This is a genomic window from Citrobacter rodentium NBRC 105723 = DSM 16636, assembly GCF_021278985.1.
Lineage (GTDB): Bacteria > Pseudomonadota > Gammaproteobacteria > Enterobacterales > Enterobacteriaceae > Citrobacter_A > Citrobacter_A rodentium.
Genome location: NZ_CP082833.1, coordinates 2855595 through 2871750 on the forward strand (window position 1 = coordinate 2855595; position 16156 = coordinate 2871750).

Here is a 16156-nt window from a genome sequence, read left to right on the forward strand (position 1 = left end):
ATGACAGGAGATACCACAAACCGCCTGGCGGGTACCGCCTACGTCACCGTGAACGGGGTGACGGTGATGGTGGAAGGCTCGTTTAAATACCAGGCTGCGAAGGTTAACCGCACCTCTCTTGTGGGGATGGATGGCGTCCACGGCTACAAGGAAAAGCCGGTGGCGTCCTATATCTCCGCGCGTCTGCGCGACAGCGGCGGTACGGTCGTGGCGGGCTTTAACGACCAGACTAATGTGAACGTCATCGCGGAGCTGGCTAACGGCAAAACCATCATAGGTCGTAGCCTCTGGACGGTGAATGTCCAGGAAGTGGAAAGCGAGGACGCTGTTTTTGATGTGCGCTGGGAAGGACGCGACGTAACGGAGAACTGATAATGGCAGAGCTGGACAGAATCAAAGTGGTGACGCTGACGGTCCCCCTGGAAGACCAGGCGCAGAAAACGCGCTATGACTCTCTGGAGCTGAAGGCACCGACGTTAAGCCAGGCTGAACAATTCTATGAAAAGCAGACGGCATCGACCTCGCTGGCGGCCATGCGGCTACTGATTGCGCTGGTGTCCGGTGTTCGTGAGAGTGTTCTGGCACCGATGGACTTTCTGGACTTCCGCAAATGCGAGGAATATTTACTCGGTTTTTTGACCTGGAAGCCCTGACACAATGGCAGGTGACGGCGGCTGACGTCACCTTTTATTTCAGGTGGCCGTCTGATACAGCATGGAACATGACCTGGCAGCGCCTGAAATGGTGGGTGGCGCAGGCTGACCGCATCAACGGGATCAGGGCGAGGGGCGACGATGAGTAATGCATTTGATTTTGAACTGGTGGCAGATGATCAGGTCAGTGATGCTGTCTCCCGGATAGATGGGGCCGTGCGTAAGCTTCTCCCGCTACTGCAGAACACCCAGGATGAGCTTGCGCTGGGTGGCCAGGATACTACTGACGGGCTGGATAATATTTCCGGACGACTGGACAGCATGGCCCGGGCGGCCCGCGATAACGTCCAGTTTGTCGGTGATATGGTTCCTCCCCTGAAAATGGTGGGGGAGCTGTCCGGAAAGCTGGCTTCAGTTGGCCTGGCCGGTGCGGTCGGGTATGGCATGAAGCGGGTCGCAGAGAGTTTCGCGGAGGCGTCGCGGGAGGCTTATAACCTCGATGTGTCAGCCAAAAACGCCGGAATGCGGGTGGACGAGTTTACCCGCCTTTCAGGCGCTATGCGCATCCTCGGTAGCGACAGTCAGAGCGCGAACGCGTCTGTAGAAGGGATGTTTAAAACCTTCAATGATGCGCTCTGGGGAAAAAACAGCGCGGTCCTGGGGGCGATGTCCCAGATTGGCGCACAGATTGTCAGGAACAAGGACGGTACGGCGGATGTGTTGAAAACCCTGGAATCTATCGCCCGGGTATTTCCCTCTCTGTCACCGGAGAACCAGAAGACCGCCGCTGATGCGCTGGGGCTGGATGCTAACGGTCTGCAGCTGCTGCGCGAAGGTGCCCGCCTGAAAGAGTTGCTGGCGAAGTCCGATCAGTTTGGTCTGACGATGGATCCGGCTCTGAATGACCAGCTGAAGGATATGAACGGCACCCTGAATGAAGTCAGCGCATCATGGGACGGTCTGAAAAAGAAAATGTCCGCCGGTATGTTACTGGGCAGCCTGAATAAAATCGACGGTTCGGTAAAAGATGGACTGGAGGGCATAACGGATCTGTTCTCTCACGGCGATTTTACTGGCCTCTCTCATGCGCTCGGTTTTGTCAGCAGCGATAATGCCAAAAAGTTGCGACGTATTCAGGGAGATAAAGACCTGTACGGCAGCCTGTCCCGGATGGAGCGCGGGGCGGTGGATGCCGGATTTTATACTGACGCCGTGCGCAGGCGCTACGATGCCCGCTATGGTGCAACTGACGCGGCGGCACAGCTGCAGGAGGATCTGACGGGTATTGCGCCACGCAGGCCAGCAGAGAGGCGTCCTGTATCCCGCCGCTCAACAACCTATGAACGGGCGGGGCGATATGACGACCTTCTCCATGAAGCCGGTGATAAATATAACGTCGATCCGACACTCCTTAAGGCGATAATGTCCCAGGAGTCCGGCGGTAATCCGCGTGCTATCAGTCGGGCGGGCGCCCGGGGGCTGATGCAGGTCATGCCGTCAAACTTCCGCAATACCGGCGTCACTGACTGGACCGATCCCCGGCAAAACATCATGGCCGGGGCGCAGATTTTCGCGGAGAACATGCAACGCTCCCGGGGAAATGTGGCGCTGGCGCTGCGGTATTACAACGGCGGTTATGATCGGAGCCGGTGGGGGCGGGAAAACGCGGCGTATCCTGGCGCCGTACTGGCGCATTACCGGAATATCGCGCAAGGGGCTAACCAGAATCCTGCCCGGGTTCCGGCACCGGTGCTACCGCCGGTGGTGAGGGAGGCAGAAAAACCGGCGGTGGATGCTCCCGGGGTGATAGCCAGCCAGTCGCCAGCGTCACCTGCACCTGTTGCCGCCGGTAACACCAGCAGGGCGACGCCCTCCATTATCCAGCCGCGTAGTGGTACCAGCGCATCTGAACGGGAAAATCTGACCAGCGCGATGAAAGCGGCGTTTGAGGATCAGAAACTCAGGCTGGAAATTACCATGACCGGCAGTAATGGCGAGAAGCAGACCATTGAAACCCGTAATGGCGGCCGGATCTCCATGCCTATGTTCTACTGACCCGCCAGCCGGCGGGTTTTTACTTATGGGGTAATGATGGCAATTATCCAGAATGCAATATCCGCTCTGATGGGCGGCACAGGCGGTGAGCGCTGGCAGGATAAGCTACGGCCGTCCAGCTTCCGGGGCGTTCCTTTTGCCGTCGTGATTGAAGAAGGGGTCCATGGACGTCGCCAGGCTGTCCATGAATACCCGTACCGGGATACCGCCTGGATTGAAGATCTGGGGCGGGGTGTTCGCCGGATAACCATCAGGGGCTTTCTGGTCGAGGACAGCCAGGTTTACGGTGGCGGTGATGCCGTTACCCAGCGCCAGGCGCTGATTAATGCCTGTGAGGAAAAGGGGCCGGGGACACTGGTACACCCGACGCTGGGGGAAATGACGGTTGCCATTCCGGATGGTGGCCTGAGAATTGCCGGAACGGCGGAGGCCGGGCGGGTGTTCGAATTTACCCTGACAGCCATTGAATCAGGTCTGAAGGTGTTCGCCATTACCGGCAGCAAGGTCGCCGGTGTGAACGTCGTGACAAATTATCTGAAACTGGTTACCACCACCGTTTCCAGCGTTCTGGCGCGGATCAAAAGTGAACTCCGGGGGGTGACTCAGGGGATCAACACCATCAGGGGAACGGTCGCCTTCTGGACCCGGATGGTAGACAGCACGATCAGCGAAGCGACCAGTGTCAGTAACGTCCTGAATTCCACGTTCGGGAATACCCGCTATGGACGCTACAACAAAGGGACGGCAGGTGGGAGTTCTTCCGGGGCAACGGGTACTCACCAGGCCGATGACACTGATGATTATCAGGCGCTGGTCGAACAGGTAACGGCTCAGGCGGTCATGGATCGCCAGAATATTTCAGATGCTGTCGAACGGCTCAACAGCGCCACGGCGCCCGAAGATATCATGCAGCTGACGGCGGATCTGGTGAACCTGATACTGAACAGCGTCGGCGGTATTGATGAGCGCGTTACGCTGCTGGAGTCTCTGGCCGGTGCCACCAGTACCGAATACCAGCAGTCAGAGGCCACGCGAAAAATCGCGGCCTCTGTCAACACCCTGATCATTGTGCTGTGCTCCGGGGCGATGACTGCGGCGGCGGCGGAGTCCAATCCGACCAGCCGTGACGAAGCCGAAGGACTGACGCAGCGGGTATCCGATCAGCTGGATGTAGCGCTGGTGGTGGTGGGCGACCGCGGCGATGATGATCTCTACAGGGCGCTGCTCAGTCTTCGATCCTCATTTATCGACAGGATGAGCGATATTTCTCCGAACCTGAGCGAGCTGATGGAGATCAGCACCGCGCGGCCACTTCCGGCGCTGACGCTGGCAAACCGGTTGTATCAGGATGCCGGGCGCGCTGATGAACTGGTGCAGGAAGCGGATGTTCCCCACCCGGCATTTATGCCTGTGAAAATGAAGGTGTTACGGCAATGACTGAAACCCGCGATCTCGTTTCCCTCACCGTGGGAGGCAGAAGAATAGAGGGCTGGGATTCCGTGCGGGTCACCCGGGCAATCGAGCGTTTCCCGTCTGATTTTGACCTAGGGCTGATGGACTATTTCCCCGGTAGCCAGGATGAACAGCTGGTCAGGGAGGGGGAGTCCTGCGAAATCCGGATCGGTAACGACCTGGTGATCACCGGCTATGTCGATGACTGGGAGCCGTCGATAAGCCGGAGTCGCCATGAAGTCAGAGCAACGGGGCGCGGAAAGTGCCAGGACCTGGTGGACTGCTCCGCCGAGTGGCCGAATAACGTGATTAACGGTGGCAACGCGCTGGATATCGCTTCACGTCTGGCCTCGTATTACGGCATATCCGTATCGTCAGATGTCAGTGATCTGGTTGCTGTTCCCCAGTTCACACTCAACTGGGGTGAATCCCCGCAGGAGATCATCGAACGTGTCAGCCGCTGGTCTGCGCTGCTGTATTACGACCAGCCTGACGGCAATCTGCTGCTGACCAGGGTGGGAACCCGGAAGGCGGCCAGTGGTGTCGCCCAGGGGGAAAACATCGAGCAGGCATATTTCCGAACCTCAATGGCTGAGCGGTTTTCTGATTATGTCGGGGTATCCATGAGCCTGTCCCCGGTTAGCGGGCTGGCGCCGGATACTGCCTACGATTCGGTGACCCTGGCGACCGCACGCGATCCGGAGGCGGCCAGAATGCGCTACCGGAAACGCATTGTGATTGTTGAGAGCACGCTGATGGCGTCACAGCAGGCGCAGCAGTGTATCGACTGGGAGATGAACCGGCGTTACGGCCGTTCCCGGCAACTGGATGTGACGATTGACAGCTGGCGGGATAAGTCCGGGAAATTGTGGGAGCCCAATACGCTGATCCCGGTCAATATTCCGGCGCTGAAAGTCACCGATCGGGAAATGTTGCTGTCCGAGGTGACGTTTATCAGGGATTCAGGCGGAACGCACGCCAGGCTGTCCCTGATGCCACCGGAGGCGTTTACCGTCCAGCCTTACGCTTTCTACCAACAGATACCGGGGCTTAATCCATGAATCAACTTTTCAGACACCTGGCGACCCGCGTCGCCGGGATGTTGGGTATTGGTCGTGTGACGGGTCAGAACGACGGCGGCACAGTTCAGAGCGTGCAGTACCAGACACCGCTGGAGGTGGCTACGGCCCGCCGGATAACGGAGTTTGGCTTTTCTTCCGCGCTGCCTGCGGGCTCTGATGTGGTACTGGCTTTCCTGGGGGGCGATCGCTCCAGCCCGGTGATCATTGGCTCCAACCATCAGGGGCACCGACATACCGGGCTGAACCCGGGAGAAACGGTCCTTTATAACCAGTGGGGGCTTTATATCCTGATGACGGAGAAAGGGATCACTGTTGAGGCGAACGGACAGGATGTGACGGTGAATAACGCCAGAAACCTGACGGTCACAGCGACAGAGCAGGTAAAGCTGATCACGCCGAAGCTGCTGGTTACCGGGGATGTTGTCGATAACTGCGAGAGCAACCCGCGCACGCTGAAAGAGTTACGCGACGCATATAACGGTCACAACCATGTGACGAAAGGCGTCGCTGGTGGCAGCAGCAGTATTACCAGTGAGAAAACCGCGGGGCAGGTGACATGAGTGACGTTTCATCATTCTGGGACGCTGACGCCATGCACGCTGACTGGGGGATCACCGCTGGCGCACTGGCGTCGGGTAATGACCTCCAGACAGCGGTGATTATCAGCCTGTTCACTGACCGCCTGGCGCGTGCCGACGATGACTATGAAGGCACTGACCGCCGGGGATGGTGGGGAGATTCCGGAGAGGCTCAGGCGATGGGCTCCCGCCTGTGGCTGCTGCGCCGCGAAAAATTAACGACCCGTGTTGCTGTCAGGGCGGAGGAATACGCGCTGGAGGCACTGGCCTGGCTGAAATCTGATGGTGTGGTGGGGGATATTCAGGTGGAGGCGCAAATCATATGGCCGGCGCGCCTTAACCTGATTGTTCGCCTGAGTTCGCCGGACGGTGACGGCCAGCAGGAAATCAAATTTTACTGGGTATGGGAGCAGTTAAAGAATGCCGTTTAAACGAGACACCCTGAGTGAACTGCGTCAGCGAAACCGGCAGTTCCTGCAAACCGAGCTGAAAAGCGTCGGTGCGTTGTTGCGATTTTCGAACCTGCGTGTTCTGGCGGATATGGATGCCGGAATGTCCCATCTGCATTATGCCTATCTGGACTACATCGCGAAGCAGTCCATTCCCTTTACCGCAACGGGGGAGTATCTGGCGCAGTGGATGGCGTTGAAGAAGGTATTCCGCAAGGCGGCCAGCGCAGCCCGTTCGCCAGCCTGTCAGGCAACCGGTACCCCCGGGGCGATTATTCCGGCGGGCTCCATCCTGAATCGTTCTGACGGATACCAGTACACCACCGATGCCGGGCTGAAAATCGGTACTGATGGTACCGGTACGGTGCCGGTCACAGCGGTGCTCTCTGATATTACGGAGGATGTGAGCGGAGGCGGATCGGCAGGAAATGCTGACAGCGGCACCCGTCTGACGCTGGATACCAACATTGCGGGCGTTGAAAGCGCGCTGATACTGCTGGAGGCCGCCACCGGCGGGGCCGATATTGAAGATGGGGAAGCTTTCCGACAGCGAGGATTGCTGGCGTATCAGAGCGAATCACAGGGCGGGAACGCGGACGATTACAGACGTTGGGCGCTGGAGGTGGCAGGCATTACCCGTGCCTGGGTGGCGCCGCGACTGATGGGGGCTAACAGTGTTGGTGTCTATATCATGTGTGATGGCGCCGATCGTTCAAACAACGGGTTTCCTGTTGGTACTGACGGGGTAGCGACAAAGGAACAATACCCGTATGGCAAGGCTACTGGTGACCAGTTGCGGGTCGCTGATTACATTTTTCCACGCCGCCCGGCCACTACTGTTATCTGGGTCTGTTCTCCGATTAAAAAGGTGATTAATTTTGATATTGGCGGCATTCCGGATGCTGACGCGGCCACGGTTGCAGCGATTGAAAGCGCTATTGATGAGGTCTTCTTTGACAATGGCGAGCCTGGCGGAAAAATTTTTATGTCCGATTTAACGCTGGCCATCGGTGCGATCGATGGAACCCGGGGCTTTGTGATTAACAGCCCCTCCGGAACCTTTATCCAGCTGGGCGCGGGTGAACTCCCCGTCCGCGGTGATATCACATTTTCGGGTACCACGACATGAGCCGGTACAGCACAGATGACTATGCCGCAGCGCTGGGAAAACTACTGCCACCCGGAAAGGCCTGGCAACATGACCGCCAGACGGTGATGGGACGCGTACTCAGGGCAATAGCCAGATCGTTCGCGGCCAACGATACGGCGGCGGTTTCCCTGCTGCGAAACGCCTTTCCCGCGACGGCGGGCACCCTGCTGACGGAATGGGAAGAAACGCTGGGGCTACCGGATAACTGCTCTATCTCCGAGATGATCACCATTTCCCGGCGCCGTGAGGCGGTAGTGGCCAGGCTAACCAGCAGTGGCAATCTGAGTATTGACGGGCTGATCCAGACGCTGGCCGCGGCGGGTTATACCATTACTGTGACTGAATATCGCCGGGCGCGCTGCGGGCTTTCTGCGTGCGGCGATGCCCTGAATGGTGACGACTGGCCGTTTGTGCTGCAGGTCAACGTCCCTGAAACCACCATATTTCGGGCAAAGTGCGGGCAGGCACGATGTGGTGACCCACTCAGGTCATGGGGTAACAAAACGCTGGAATGTATGCTGCAGCGCCTGGTCGATCCTGGCCTGATTCTGCGAATTAACTATATCCCCGCTGCCTCCTGATTCTCTGACCCCCTGAATTATTTTTCATAATCACGTAACTGTGAGGATAACGCATGCAAAAAATTGGAGATCTCACTGATACCGCAGACGGTAACGGTGAGTTTACTGATGGTAATGTGGCCGGGAATGTCCAGCCCACTGAACTGATGGGTGGGTGGTTTACCACCGTGCAGCGCGAATTAATCGCTGTTCTGTCGGGGGCGGGTATTGAGCCGGATCCGACGAATGATGCACAGGTTATCACTGCCATTCAGGGCCTTATTAAAAAGGCCACAGATGATGCTTCTGGTGTCCCGGTTGGCTCTCCCATTCCCTGGCCGTCGGATACGGTACCGGACGGGTATGCGCTGATGCAGGGCCAGACGTTTGATAAAGCGAAATACCCCAAACTGGCAATTGCGTATCCTGGAGGTGTTATCCCTGATATGCGTGGATGGACAATAAAGGGGAAACCTGCCAGTGGGCGAGTAGTTCTGTCTCAGGAGCAGGATGGCATCAAGTCGCATACCCATAGTGCCAGCGCCTCAAATACGGATTTAGGCACGAAAACAACCAGTTCGTTTGATTATGGGACTAAAACGACCAGTACATTTGATTACGGTACTAAAACTACCAACACAACTGGCGAACATACCCACGGTTATACGACAGGTGCACAGCCATCAGGTACCAGAGGTGATTGGGATTCTGATGGTCTTCGAAATACTGTTCAGACCAGTTCAGCAGGTAACCATGCCCATACCGTAGGCATTGGTGCACACAACCATACTGTCGGTATTGGTGCTCATTCTCATACAATCGCAATCGGTTCGCATGGGCATACCATTACGGTAAATGCTTCTGGTAATGCAGAAAATACTGTAAAAAACATTGCATATAATTACATCGTGAGGCTTGCATAATGACTTTTAAAATGATTGCAGAAGCACAAACAATTAATGTGTTTAACTTACTAGATGGTACTAATGAATTTATTGGTGAGAGTGATACATATATACCACCATATACAGGATTACCTGCAAATTGTACCAATATTGCGCCACCAGAAATTCCTGCTGGATATGCGGCCATTTTTGATATTGATGAAAATACATGGCTTTTGGTTGAAGATCATCGTGGGATTACTGTGTATGAAACTGAAACAGGTATGCCAATTTATATTTCGTCCCTTGGTGCATTACCGCCAAATGTGACAACTATTTCACCAGACAGGAACTATCAGAAGTGGAATGGAGAAGCATGGATAGATGATGTCGATGCAGAGCGTGAGGCATTTATCAGAGAAGCTGAATCGCAGAAGAAAGAACAGCTCCAACAGGCTGGTGAAATCATTGCCACCTTACAGGACGCTGTTGATTTAGATATGGCTACAGATGATGAGAAGATACGCCTGAAAGAGTGGAAAAAATATCGAATATTGCTCAGTCGCGTGCAACCAACTGATGTGCCCAACATTCAATGGCCAGAGCTAGTAGAGTAATAAAAGGAAGGGAGGTTAAACCTCCCATTCTTTACAGATGTTTTCTTTTTTTGTGTAATAAATAGAGTTTGAGGGTATCGTTTTATTAACGAATGTAAAAGCTCCTATTTTTACGTTGTCACCAATTACAATGTTTTCTGATATAATGCAGGAGTTTGCTCCAACATTAACATTATCACCAATTGTGATTTTATTAGTGTTATTGTTTTTTAATCCAATAGTGGTGTTTTGTCTTATGTTGAAGTTTTTGCCTATCGTCGCATATCTTGTGATAACAATCCCGCTATAATGTCCAATATATAATCCGGGGGCAATTGAAACACCTAGTTCAATGTCTGTGTTATATTTAAAAAATAATTTTCTATTTATTCTTTTCCCTATTTTTTTTAGTTGTTTGTTATTTGAACCATATAGATAAGATGCAATGCGCCACCAGAAAAGAAATCTACGTTTAGGTTGACGCCAGGCATGTCTGATGGTGCGAGCCCATGAGAATTTCTTATCCTTATTTCCGATAACTTCTACTCTTAAACACTCTTTAAGAAAAGCTAATTCTTTTTTGCGCATCATTTCACCTAAAGCCTCTAACGAGGCTTAACGTTTTTCCCGTCCGATCACTTTATCAGCAGCCACACGTGACAGGAAGCCTGAGCGGCTACCATATTCGGGATGAGCGGCAACAAATTGATCGATACGACGGATCAGCAAAGAGGGAAGCGTTACGTTGATTTTTTCTGCTTTCCCCATTAACCGGGTAACGTCTACATCCACCAGTGCCCATACTACGCCTGTATAATCGGGATCTGCGAGCCAGTTTTCCACGCTGGTAGCTTCCGGCACCGCTTCACCATCTTCCACCAGTAATTCGATATGTGCGTCGATAGCCTCACGCACGCTCTCTATCGCATCCTGATAGTTGTCGCCGCCAGAGAAGCAGCCTGGAATATCAGGTACGCGAACGCCGAAGGATGAATCGCCTTTATCAATAGCAACGGGATATAACATTTGAACCTCCAGGAGGCAGGGGCTTAGAGCCCCGCCTGTTTCTTGATGCTTTTGAGTGTTGGTAGCGGTATATCTTTCTGTGGATGTTTCACCGTTACCAGCCCTTTCTTGGTTGGGTGCTTAAACTGGTGATGACTACCTTTTACTCTCACCAGATACCACCCGTCAGCTTCAATCATTGCTATCGCATTCCTGCTATCCATCCTCCGGCTCTCTGTATTGTTTTGATGGGGTTATAGTAACCCAATTGAGGGGCGGGGTCAAGTTTTTTGGGGTTATTGGAGTTATAGTGTGGCTATTCTATGTCAGAAGAACCAGTCATCAGCCGACTCCCAGACCTCTTGCAGCATTTTTTCCACGTTCTTCTTGGTTTCATCTTTATCCACTGCACGGAAGACCGATAGACCGTCGCTTCCAGCTGGTTTTACGATGACTTCAATATCCTGGTATTGTTTACCCAGGCGCTTTGTCATTTCTTCCTGAAGTGCGGAAGGCGCGGTTTTCGGTAACTTTCCGTATTTTTCTTTGGCAATACTGATTTCGACACGCATTTTAGCATCTCCTTTACTGGTTGAATATACAGTTATATTTAACTGGTCATACATACAGTGTCAAGTTGTAAGCTGTGTCGATCAGGTAAGAATTTTTGTGCAAATTTATGGCACAAAAAAACCAGCCCCTGAGAGGCTGGCTTGATTGTTTTGGAGCCGCGGCTCCTTTACGTATCCTTTTTTGTCCCGCTACCGTCTGGTCGGTGTCCTGCCGGGACTGCTAACTTCCTGTTTTTACTGGTGCTGTCCTTGCACTGTCCTGTCTAAAGTGGTGGAGCTGGCGGGAGTTGAACCCGCGTCCGAAATTCCTACATCCTCGGTACTACATGCTTAGTCAGTCTTTACATTCGCCTGGCACCTGCGGACGGACACGCCACTACCAGACTAGCCTGATTAGTTTTAACGCTTCAACCCCAGGCAGGGCATCCACGCGATCTCTTTTGGGTTTGACCTCTCTTTGATCCCCGTCTTAAGAGCGGAAGCTAGGGAGAGAGGGCTCTGAGCAGGTTATTAAGCTGCTAAAGCGTAGTTTTCGTCGTTTGCGACTATTTTTTTGCGGTTTATTAACGAGGCCTACCGCACCTCGGCATGCACCTTGGGTTTCGCGAATCCCGTCGAATCCAGAATCAGCCCCAATGTGTCAGGACAGTATAACAGACTTGTGACAGTCGTGACCAGTCCCTCATTTCGCTAACCTTCAACCATTTAGCGCTCGCGTAGCGCCTCTTTGGCCCGATTGAACGGTTTGATTAAATAGTCGACGATGGTTTTTTCACCTGTTTTGATATCCACCGTGGCGATCATTCCCGGTACGATAGAGAACTGACGCCCCAGCTTGTTCTGCAAAAAGTCCTGTTTGGTGCGGATAAAGACGCGGTAGTAGAAGATCTCCGGCTTCACTTCATCCTGAATGGTATCGGGCGAAATGGTTTCCACTACCCCTTCAAGTCCGCCGTAAATGGCATAATCGTAGGCGGTGATTTTCACCAGCGCGCGCTGCCCCGGATGGATAAATGCGATGTCGCGCGGCGACAGACGGGTTTCTATCAGCAGATGATCGTCAACCGGCACAATCTCCATCATCTCGCCGTTTGGCGGAATAACGCCGCCGATGGTGGTGACCTGGATATTTTTCACAATGCCGCGTACCGGCGAACGCACCGTCAGACGCGTCACTGAATCTGACCGTCCTTTGATGATGGCGGTTAGCATCGCCACTTCGGCGTTGGCTTTGGAAAGCGCCTCGCGCGCCTGCACGTAATACTGTGAGCGCAAATCGGTGAGCTTCAGGCCAATGTCGCTTTTCTGGCGCTGCAGGCGTAGCACCTCAACGTGGCTGGCGGCGCCGCTTTTCGCCAGCCGTTCGGTAATCGCCAGTTCTTTATTGACCAGCGCCAGCGCCTCTTTCAGCTCGGTCTGCGCATCGGCAAGCTGCGCGCGGCGGCTGTTGTACAGCCGTGTCTCCGAAGCGATCAGCTCCGGCCAGTCTTTCAGTTCGTCTGAAAAGACCAGCGGTTTGTCGCTCACTTCCGCGGTCAGGCGCTGGCTGGAGGCCAGCGAGGCGCGATAGCGGGCGGCGCTCTCGCCGACGTTCGACTCCGAACGGGTTGGATCGAGGCGCGCCAGCACCTGACCAGCCTGCACCTGATCGCCCTCATGTACCATCAGTTCCGCGAGGATCCCGCCGTCCAGCGACTGCAATACCTGCTCGCGCGAGCTGGGGATCACTTTTCCGGTGCCGGTCGACACTTCATCCAGAACGCCGAACCACGCCCATACTGCGAGGAGAAGACACAAAATCCCGGTCAGCCAGATGATACGGCTGGCCCCCGAAAATTCGCGCTCGCGGCTGTCGTCGAGCGCGTCCATTGATGCGTCAGGCTGACTGGTTTTCATTTTTCCACTCCCGTACATTCTGTGCGGCCATACGACTCTGCCCCAGCGCCTGCGCTTTCGGCGCATCCATAACCAGTTGACCCTCTTTAAGCACAATCACCCGCTCCACCAGCTCCAGCACCGGCACGCGATGGGTGGCGACAATCAGCGTGCGGTTGCCAAGCCACTGGCCCAGCCGCTGAATAAATTCACGCTCAGCGTGCTCGTCCAGCGAGGCGGTAGGTTCGTCCAGCAGGACGATATTGGGCGCGCGCAACAGCATACGGGCCAGCATGATGGACTGGCGCTGACCGCCGGACAGCCCGGTTCCCCCTTCCATAATCGGATGATCTAACCCTTTGGGCAGACGCTTTACGAAGTTCGCCGCACCGCAGATGTCCAGCACGGCAAAAATCTCGTTATCGCTGGCGTGCGGCGCGCCAAGCGTCAGGTTCTCGCGCAGGGTGCCGTAAAACAGGCGCGCGTTCTGGCTGAGAAGGCCGACGTTGCGACGTAAATCGGCCATATCAATGTGCGGCAGGCTGATGTTGTCGAGCCGGGCATCGCCTTCCACCAAATCCACCCCTCCCGCCAGCGCCTGCAATAGCGTCGACTTACCCGCGCCGTTGCGCCCCAGGACCGCGATGCGCTCACCGGCGGCAATCTCCAGTCGGTTAATGCGCAGCGGCACCCGCTGATCTTCACTGTGATAGCGGAACTGAGCGTTCTCAAACAGATAGTGGCCGTGAAAAATGTCCTGGTGCACCAGCGTCTCGTCGCGCTGAGTCTCGACAGGCAGCTCCATAATGCTGTCGAGCCCTTTTTTAGCCGCTTTTACCTGCTGCCAGCGCGCCAGCACGCCGCACAGGTTGCCCATCGGGGCGATCATCCTCGAGGCGAGCATGGAGGCGGCCACTACCGAACCGGTGGTCAGCGTGCCTTCAATCACCAGCGGCGCGCCGAACATCACCACCGCCGCGTACACCAGCCCCTGGACCGTCACTCCCCAGTTGATCAACCCCTGCGACAGCTCGCGGGTGCGCAGACCGGACTCGGCGGTGATGCGGATATAGCTGTTCCACTGTTGCAGAAAGCGATTCTCCGCCTGCATCAGCTTAATATCCTCCAGCCCCTGTACGCTCTCCACCAGCACCGCGTTACGCAGCGTGGCCTCATGCGCTGACTGGTTCGCCAGTTCCGCCAGCTTCTTTTGCAGCAGCAGGCCGGGGAGGATCATCAGCAGCGCCGCCAGCATGACCGGACCGTAGGGGCGCAGATCCTTCAGCACCAGACTTTTCAGCCAGTCGGCTCTGAAGCGCGAAACGTAGGCGTCCACCCGGCTGTCTTTCATCGCCGAGATCGGGCGCAGCGCGATAATAAAACGAATGGTCGGCAACAGTTCGCTGAGGGTAATCCGGTTGCGCTGCAGCTCGCCGTTAACAAAGCAGACATCAAGCTGGTTATCGCCATCAAACTGCTCCACCAGCACCAGATCGCCATCCTGCAGCTGAATCACCACCGGCAGTTTCCAGCGGCTGAGTGACTGCTCCGTAGGCGTCAGCGGCTGAAAAGAGAGGCCGGCCTGGCGGGCAAGCTGGGTGAGCGCCTGGGTCATCGGTTTATCTTTAAACCACGGCGCGCTGGCCTGTAGCGCGCCGGGAGAACAGGCGATACGGTAATGGGCGGCGATGTGGTTCATCGCCCGCGCCCAGTTGGCCAGCGCCGGGGCGCTAATCGGTTCATTGGCAGGAATGTCGGCATGGCTCATGGCTGGATCTCCACGGACTGGATGGTGCGATTTTCCAGGCCAAACGCCCGACGCATCTGACCGCTGTTGTACAGGCAGTTCAACTGCAACTGATGCAGCTGGCTTTCGGTCTGGATCTGCGCAAAGCGGGCCTGATATACCTCCTGCTCAGCGTTGAGCACGTCCAGCAGAGGGCGGGAGCCGAGATCGAGATACTGCTGCTGATACAGCTCCCGCGTCCGCTCGCTCAACGTCTGCTGGCGTTGCTGGATTTGCAGCGAGGTGGCGAGATTCATCGCTTCGCTGCGGTCGGAAAGCAGTTTCTGGCGCACATCCAGTCGGGTGCGCTGAATGGCGGACTGCGCCGATTCCACCGCGTGGCTGGTGGCATTGCGGCGCGCGGTTAAGCCGCCGCCCTGGTAAATCGGCATCTCAACCCTGACCCATGCCGAATACTGGGTGCGGTCGATGGACGCGCTGCCCGAATAGTTATCGTTCAGGTAATGGCGAACTTCCGGTTCCAGCGAGACGGTTGGCGTCATCTGCGCGTTGGCGTAGTCGAGATTCGCCTGCGCGACGTTGGCCTGCGCCCAGGCGGCGAGTACCGAGGGCACCAGTTTGTCGTCCGGTGTGGCCAGCTCGCAGCTGCGGCTAAGCTTTGCCGGAAAATCGTTGCTGATCCCGTTGAGGTTTTTCCAGCCAAGCCAGGTTTTCAGCGTCTCCTGCGCGCTTTCCAGGTTGGCCTGATACTGGATGAGCTGCGCGCGTGCGCCCTCGATACGCGCATCGGTCTGCACCACATCGGAAAGCGAACTGGCGCCCTCATCGTTACGCTGATTGGTGAGCCTGCCGATGGCGCTCAGGGCGTCCAGTTGCTCTTTAGCCACCTCCACCATCTGCTGCCAGGTTTGCACCTGCACCATCGTTGAAGCGGTCTCGAGGCCGACGTTGTCAATGCTCACCAGCACGTTGGCCTGCTCCTGCGCGACCCCGGCGTTTTCCGCCCGCACCTGGCTGGCGACTTTGCCGAAGTCGTAGAGCATCTGCGAAAGCGAGAGCACCAGCGACGGACTGAAGCCGCTGTCGGAATAGCTGTTGGTATAGCCGTTGTTCATCCCGGCGTTAATCTGCGGATAATATTTTGCTTTGGCGACGTCCACCTGCTGGATTTGGGCATACAGTTTGCCGACCACTTCGGCGATCGACGGATGCCAAGAGACGGCGCGATTGACCGCCTGAGAAAGTGTAAGTTCGCCGGGGGCGGCGCTGTCGCCGGTTAGCGGCATTGGTCCATTCAGCGAGGGCAGCTCCTGCTGCTCAACCCACTGCTGCGGGGCGATGCGGGGTGACTCTTCGGCGGCAATGGCCGGAAACGCGCACAGGTTTCCAGCCAGCCACCAACAGGTCAGCTGTCGTTTTCCCATTTTTTACTTCCCTAAGCTGGCTTCTTTTCGCCCCGGGCGAACGTGCGCCCGGGGTCGTTGTGTTGTCGGTATTA

At 55.7% G+C, this 16156-nt stretch carries 17 protein-coding genes, 1 other RNA gene and 1 pseudogene; 11 read left to right on the forward strand and 8 right to left on the reverse strand.

Features of this window, described 5'->3' with window-relative positions:
- The 11 genes and pseudogenes from K7R23_RS13520 (at position 1) to K7R23_RS13570 (ending at position 9480) form a co-directional block, all read left to right on the forward strand.
- On the forward strand, positions 1 to 372 hold the full coding sequence (locus K7R23_RS13520; RefSeq protein ID WP_012906764.1) for a phage tail tube protein: 372 nt from the start codon (positions 1 to 3) through the stop codon (positions 370 to 372).
- A 2-nt stretch (positions 373 to 374) separates the two neighbouring features.
- Positions 375 to 653, forward strand: coding sequence for a phage tail assembly protein (locus K7R23_RS13525; RefSeq protein ID WP_012906763.1), 279 nt, complete (start codon positions 375 to 377; stop codon positions 651 to 653).
- A gap of 141 nt (positions 654 to 794) precedes the next feature.
- Complete coding sequence (locus K7R23_RS13530) at positions 795 to 2708, forward strand: lytic transglycosylase domain-containing protein (RefSeq protein ID WP_012906761.1); 1914 nt, start codon at positions 795 to 797, stop codon at positions 2706 to 2708.
- A 33-nt stretch (positions 2709 to 2741) separates the two neighbouring features.
- A complete protein-coding gene (locus K7R23_RS13535; protein ID WP_148222089.1) occupies positions 2742 to 4145 on the forward strand; it encodes a DNA circularization protein in 1404 nt (467 codons plus the stop codon).
- Complete coding sequence (locus tag K7R23_RS13540) at positions 4142 to 5221, forward strand: phage baseplate assembly protein (RefSeq protein WP_012906759.1); 1080 nt, start codon at positions 4142 to 4144, stop codon at positions 5219 to 5221. The genes K7R23_RS13535 and K7R23_RS13540 overlap by 4 nt, the downstream gene beginning before the upstream one ends.
- Positions 5218 to 5802: a phage baseplate assembly protein domain-containing protein gene (locus K7R23_RS13545; RefSeq protein ID WP_012906758.1), complete on the forward strand. Its 585-nt coding sequence runs from the start codon at positions 5218 to 5220 to the stop codon at positions 5800 to 5802. Before K7R23_RS13540 ends, K7R23_RS13545 begins: the two co-directional genes overlap by 4 nt.
- Positions 5799 to 6251 carry a phage GP46 family protein gene (locus tag K7R23_RS13550; RefSeq protein WP_012906757.1) on the forward strand — a complete coding sequence of 151 codons (453 nt, stop codon included), beginning with the start codon at positions 5799 to 5801 and terminating at the stop codon, positions 6249 to 6251. Before K7R23_RS13545 ends, K7R23_RS13550 begins: the two co-directional genes overlap by 4 nt.
- Positions 6241 to 7398 (forward strand): baseplate J/gp47 family protein, encoded by a 1158-nt coding sequence (locus tag K7R23_RS13555; RefSeq protein ID WP_012906756.1) that lies wholly within the window; start codon positions 6241 to 6243, stop codon positions 7396 to 7398. The genes K7R23_RS13550 and K7R23_RS13555 overlap by 11 nt, the downstream gene beginning before the upstream one ends.
- Positions 7395 to 8000, forward strand: a complete 606-nt coding sequence (locus K7R23_RS13560; RefSeq protein WP_012906755.1) for a YmfQ family protein — start codon at positions 7395 to 7397, stop codon at positions 7998 to 8000. The genes K7R23_RS13555 and K7R23_RS13560 overlap by 4 nt, the downstream gene beginning before the upstream one ends.
- 293 nt (positions 8001 to 8293) lie before the next feature.
- A pseudogene (locus K7R23_RS13565) lies at positions 8294 to 8902 on the forward strand (phage tail protein); the annotation flags it as partial.
- Positions 8902 to 9480 (forward strand): tail fiber assembly protein, encoded by a 579-nt coding sequence (locus K7R23_RS13570; protein WP_012906753.1) that lies wholly within the window; start codon positions 8902 to 8904, stop codon positions 9478 to 9480. The pseudogene K7R23_RS13565 and the gene K7R23_RS13570, both read left to right, overlap by 1 nt.
- Positions 9481 to 9495: 15 nt before the next feature.
- Here the strand turns inward: K7R23_RS13570 and K7R23_RS13575 are convergent, their stop codons facing one another.
- The 8 genes from K7R23_RS13575 to K7R23_RS13610 form a co-directional block, all read right to left on the reverse strand.
- Positions 9496 to 10050, reverse strand: coding sequence for a serine acetyltransferase (locus tag K7R23_RS13575; protein ID WP_012906752.1), 555 nt, complete (start codon positions 10048 to 10050; stop codon positions 9496 to 9498).
- A gap of 24 nt (positions 10051 to 10074) precedes the next feature.
- Positions 10075 to 10485, reverse strand: coding sequence for a type II toxin-antitoxin system HicB family antitoxin (locus tag K7R23_RS13580; RefSeq protein ID WP_012906751.1), 411 nt, complete (start codon positions 10483 to 10485; stop codon positions 10075 to 10077).
- A 23-nt stretch (positions 10486 to 10508) separates the two neighbouring features.
- Positions 10509 to 10688, reverse strand: coding sequence for a type II toxin-antitoxin system HicA family toxin (locus K7R23_RS13585; RefSeq protein WP_012906750.1), 180 nt, complete (start codon positions 10686 to 10688; stop codon positions 10509 to 10511).
- Between the two features lie 102 nt (positions 10689 to 10790).
- Positions 10791 to 11036, reverse strand: a complete 246-nt coding sequence (locus K7R23_RS13590) for a DinI-like family protein (RefSeq protein ID WP_012906749.1) — start codon at positions 11034 to 11036, stop codon at positions 10791 to 10793.
- A 269-nt stretch (positions 11037 to 11305) separates the two neighbouring features.
- Positions 11306 to 11670: a transfer-messenger RNA gene (gene ssrA, locus K7R23_RS13595) on the reverse strand.
- A gap of 71 nt (positions 11671 to 11741) precedes the next feature.
- Positions 11742 to 12905, reverse strand: coding sequence for a beta-barrel domain-containing protein (locus tag K7R23_RS13600; RefSeq protein ID WP_012906748.1), 1164 nt, complete (start codon positions 12903 to 12905; stop codon positions 11742 to 11744).
- 7 nt (positions 12906 to 12912) lie between these two features.
- Complete coding sequence (locus tag K7R23_RS13605) at positions 12913 to 14679, reverse strand: ATP-binding cassette domain-containing protein (protein WP_012906747.1); 1767 nt, start codon at positions 14677 to 14679, stop codon at positions 12913 to 12915.
- Positions 14676 to 16082 (reverse strand): TolC family outer membrane protein, encoded by a 1407-nt coding sequence (locus tag K7R23_RS13610; protein WP_012906746.1) that lies wholly within the window; start codon positions 16080 to 16082, stop codon positions 14676 to 14678. The genes K7R23_RS13605 and K7R23_RS13610 overlap by 4 nt, the downstream gene beginning before the upstream one ends.
- Between the last annotated feature and the right edge of the window lie 74 nt (positions 16083 to 16156).

Excerpts from the sequence above, each read along its gene's own strand:
- K7R23_RS13520 (WP_012906764.1), top strand. The coding sequence starts at position 1 with ATGACAGGAGATACCACAAACCGCCTGGCGGGTACCGCCTACGTCACC.
- K7R23_RS13525 (WP_012906763.1), top strand. The coding sequence starts at position 375 with ATGGCAGAGCTGGACAGAATCAAAGTGGTGACGCTGACGGTCCCCCTG.
- K7R23_RS13530 (WP_012906761.1), top strand. The coding sequence starts at position 795 with ATGAGTAATGCATTTGATTTTGAACTGGTGGCAGATGATCAGGTCAGT.
- K7R23_RS13535 (WP_148222089.1), top strand. The coding sequence starts at position 2,742 with ATGATGGCAATTATCCAGAATGCAATATCCGCTCTGATGGGCGGCACA.
- K7R23_RS13540 (WP_012906759.1), top strand. The coding sequence starts at position 4,142 with ATGACTGAAACCCGCGATCTCGTTTCCCTCACCGTGGGAGGCAGAAGA.
- K7R23_RS13545 (WP_012906758.1), top strand. The coding sequence starts at position 5,218 with ATGAATCAACTTTTCAGACACCTGGCGACCCGCGTCGCCGGGATGTTG.
- K7R23_RS13550 (WP_012906757.1), top strand. The coding sequence starts at position 5,799 with ATGAGTGACGTTTCATCATTCTGGGACGCTGACGCCATGCACGCTGAC.
- K7R23_RS13555 (WP_012906756.1), top strand. The coding sequence starts at position 6,241 with ATGCCGTTTAAACGAGACACCCTGAGTGAACTGCGTCAGCGAAACCGG.
- K7R23_RS13560 (WP_012906755.1), top strand. The coding sequence starts at position 7,395 with ATGAGCCGGTACAGCACAGATGACTATGCCGCAGCGCTGGGAAAACTA.
- K7R23_RS13570 (WP_012906753.1), top strand. The coding sequence starts at position 8,902 with ATGACTTTTAAAATGATTGCAGAAGCACAAACAATTAATGTGTTTAAC.
- K7R23_RS13575 (WP_012906752.1), bottom strand. The coding sequence starts at position 10,050 with ATGATGCGCAAAAAAGAATTAGCTTTTCTTAAAGAGTGTTTAAGAGTA.
- K7R23_RS13580 (WP_012906751.1), bottom strand. The coding sequence starts at position 10,485 with ATGTTATATCCCGTTGCTATTGATAAAGGCGATTCATCCTTCGGCGTT.
- K7R23_RS13585 (WP_012906750.1), bottom strand. The coding sequence starts at position 10,688 with ATGGATAGCAGGAATGCGATAGCAATGATTGAAGCTGACGGGTGGTAT.
- K7R23_RS13590 (WP_012906749.1), bottom strand. The coding sequence starts at position 11,036 with ATGCGTGTCGAAATCAGTATTGCCAAAGAAAAATACGGAAAGTTACCG.
- K7R23_RS13600 (WP_012906748.1), bottom strand. The coding sequence starts at position 12,905 with ATGGACGCGCTCGACGACAGCCGCGAGCGCGAATTTTCGGGGGCCAGC.
- K7R23_RS13605 (WP_012906747.1), bottom strand. The coding sequence starts at position 14,679 with ATGAGCCATGCCGACATTCCTGCCAATGAACCGATTAGCGCCCCGGCG.
- K7R23_RS13610 (WP_012906746.1), bottom strand. The coding sequence starts at position 16,082 with ATGGGAAAACGACAGCTGACCTGTTGGTGGCTGGCTGGAAACCTGTGC.